The sequence below is a fragment of the Aeromonas sp. ZOR0002 genome, from assembly GCF_963866995.1.
GTDB lineage: Bacteria > Pseudomonadota > Gammaproteobacteria > Enterobacterales > Aeromonadaceae > Aeromonas > Aeromonas caviae.
The window spans coordinates 52,928-54,948 of the sequence record NZ_CAWMFQ010000203.1; the positions used below are offsets into that span (position 1 = coordinate 52,928).

Annotated in this window: 3 protein-coding genes; 2 read left to right on the forward strand and 1 reads right to left on the reverse strand. The window is 67.4% G+C overall.

Going from position 1 to position 2,021, the window contains the following annotated elements; genetic code table 11:
* A partial coding sequence (locus AACR77_RS12195; protein WP_042881821.1) for a glycoside hydrolase family 36 protein occupies window positions 1-1,088 on the reverse strand: 1,088 nt, incomplete at its 3' end.
* Between the two features lie 129 nt (window positions 1,089-1,217).
* Here AACR77_RS12195 and AACR77_RS12200 point away from each other — a divergent pair.
* Complete coding sequence (locus AACR77_RS12200) at window positions 1,218-1,577, forward strand: CidA/LrgA family protein (RefSeq protein ID WP_042881823.1); 360 nt, start codon at window positions 1,218-1,220, stop codon at window positions 1,575-1,577.
* On the forward strand, window positions 1,574-2,021 hold a 448-nt coding region (locus tag AACR77_RS12205; RefSeq protein ID WP_042881825.1), incomplete at its 3' end, for an LrgB family protein. The genes AACR77_RS12200 and AACR77_RS12205, both read left to right, overlap by 4 nt.

Sequence of the window (2,021 nt, forward strand, 5' to 3'; positions counted from 1 at the left end):
AAGCGACCACCGTGGATGGCCCCCCAGAAGTTGGCATCGAGCTTGAAGTAGTGAATGCCCCACTGGGTACGCAGGGTGCGAAATACCTGCTCCAGGTGCGTCTGCACCTCGGGGTGGGTGCCATCCAGCACGTACCAGGGGGTGCAGCGCCAGCCCCCGTAGGTGACCCGCTCCGAGGGGAGCGGCAGGCCATCCTCCCCTTTCACGAACCAGTCAGGGTGCTGCTGGAACACTTGCGAGCCGGGCTCGGCGATAAAGGGGGCGACCCAGAGCGCAGGCTCGCAACCGGCGGCGTGGATCTCCCCTGCCAGGGCCGCCACCCCCTCCTCGAACTTGGCGGAAGGGGTGAGCCAGTCCCCCATCCTGGCCTGATAGCCGTCATCTATCTGGACATAGCGCAGGGCCGGGAAACGCTCGGCCCGCACCGCCAGGTTCTCGCGAATGTCCGCCGCGCTCACGTTCGCGTAGTAGTGATACCAGGAGCACCAGCCGCTCGGGCGCGTGGGCACCTCCCCCACCAGGGAGCCGTGCTCGGCGGCGATATGCTGCGCCAGCGTCGCGAGCAGGGCCTCCCTGTCCGGCCCCTCCAGGCAGATCAGCGCCTCGCTCTGCCAGTGCGCACCCGGCGCCAGGGTGCGCCCTTCGGTGTTCATCACGATCTCGAGGCGCCCGTCGGGATGGAGGCGAAACTCCCCGCCAAAGCGCTGGCAGCTCGCAAAGGCCAGCAGCAGCCAGCCCCCCTCCTGCGCCACCAGCAGCAGGTTGTGCACCGTGTGGTAGCCATGATCGGCGGTGATGCGATAGACAGACGCATCGGGGCAGCGGCCCAGGTGCTCGGGGGCATTCCAGCGTCCCCCGGTCTGGGCCAGCATCTGGAACCCCTCCCCGTAGATGGCCGCGTCGGGCGCAAGTCCAAGATCCCCCTCAAACAGCCGCCAGTGGTGGACGGCCTCGGACTGCTTCCCGGTGTTGTCGAGCCTCACCCGGCAAAGCGGCCCCTCCCACTGGCGGGTTTGCAGCAGGGTGTCAGGGAGGGCGGGATCGGCGGGCAGTTGGCGCAACCGGGCCAGGAGAGAGGGGGTCGACATGGGAACTCCTTCTTGTGAATGGGGTTGAAGCCGGGCCATTGTATCCCCTGCGGGCCAGTTGACCCTGTTCCCTCCCCCCCGTGCCTGTTAAACTGCGACCTTGCTCACACTTGCCAAGATGAGGCCCCCGTGCTGCTGCAACGCACCCTGCGCTACCTTCGTGATTTTCTGGTCATCATCGCCTGTCTGCTGGCAGGCAAGGCCGTGGCGGCCATCCTGTCCTTCGCCTTCCCCGGCAGCATCATCGGCATGCTGCTGCTGTTCGTGCTGCTCTCCTTGCAGATCGTCCGCTTCTCCTGGGTCGAGCTGGGGGGCGGCCTGCTGCTGCGCCACATGGGGGTGCTGTTCGTGCCGGTGGCGGTGGGCCTGGTGGCCTGGCTCGAGCCCCTGCGCCAATCCTTCGGTCTCATCATGCTCTGCGTCGTGCTCGGCATCGTGCTCATCCTGGGCGCGGTCGGCCACCTCTATCAAAGGATGAACAAGCCATGATCCTCTGGTTCGCCCTGCCCCTCACCCTGGCCCTCTATTTCATGACCCGGGCCCTCTACCGCCGCCTGCCCTGGCCCGTCATCAATCCGGTGCTGATCCCCACCGCCGTCATCATCGGCCTGCTGCTCTGGCTCGATCTGCCTCTGGATCAGTACCAGCAGGGGGCTTCGCCCCTGACCGCCCTGCTGGAACCCGCCGTGGTGGCCCTGGCCCTGCCGCTTTACCAGCAGGCGCGCCAGATCCGCGACAAGCTCACACCCATCCTGGCCTGCACCCTCACCGCGGTGCTCATCTCGGTCTGTACCACCCTGGGGGTCGGCCACCTGATGGGGGCGGATCCGGCGCTGCTCGCCTCCATCGCCACCAAGTCCATCACCACGCCGCTCGCCATGAGCGTCAGCCAGTCCCTCGGCGGCATTCCCGCCATCGCCGCCGCCGTGGTGG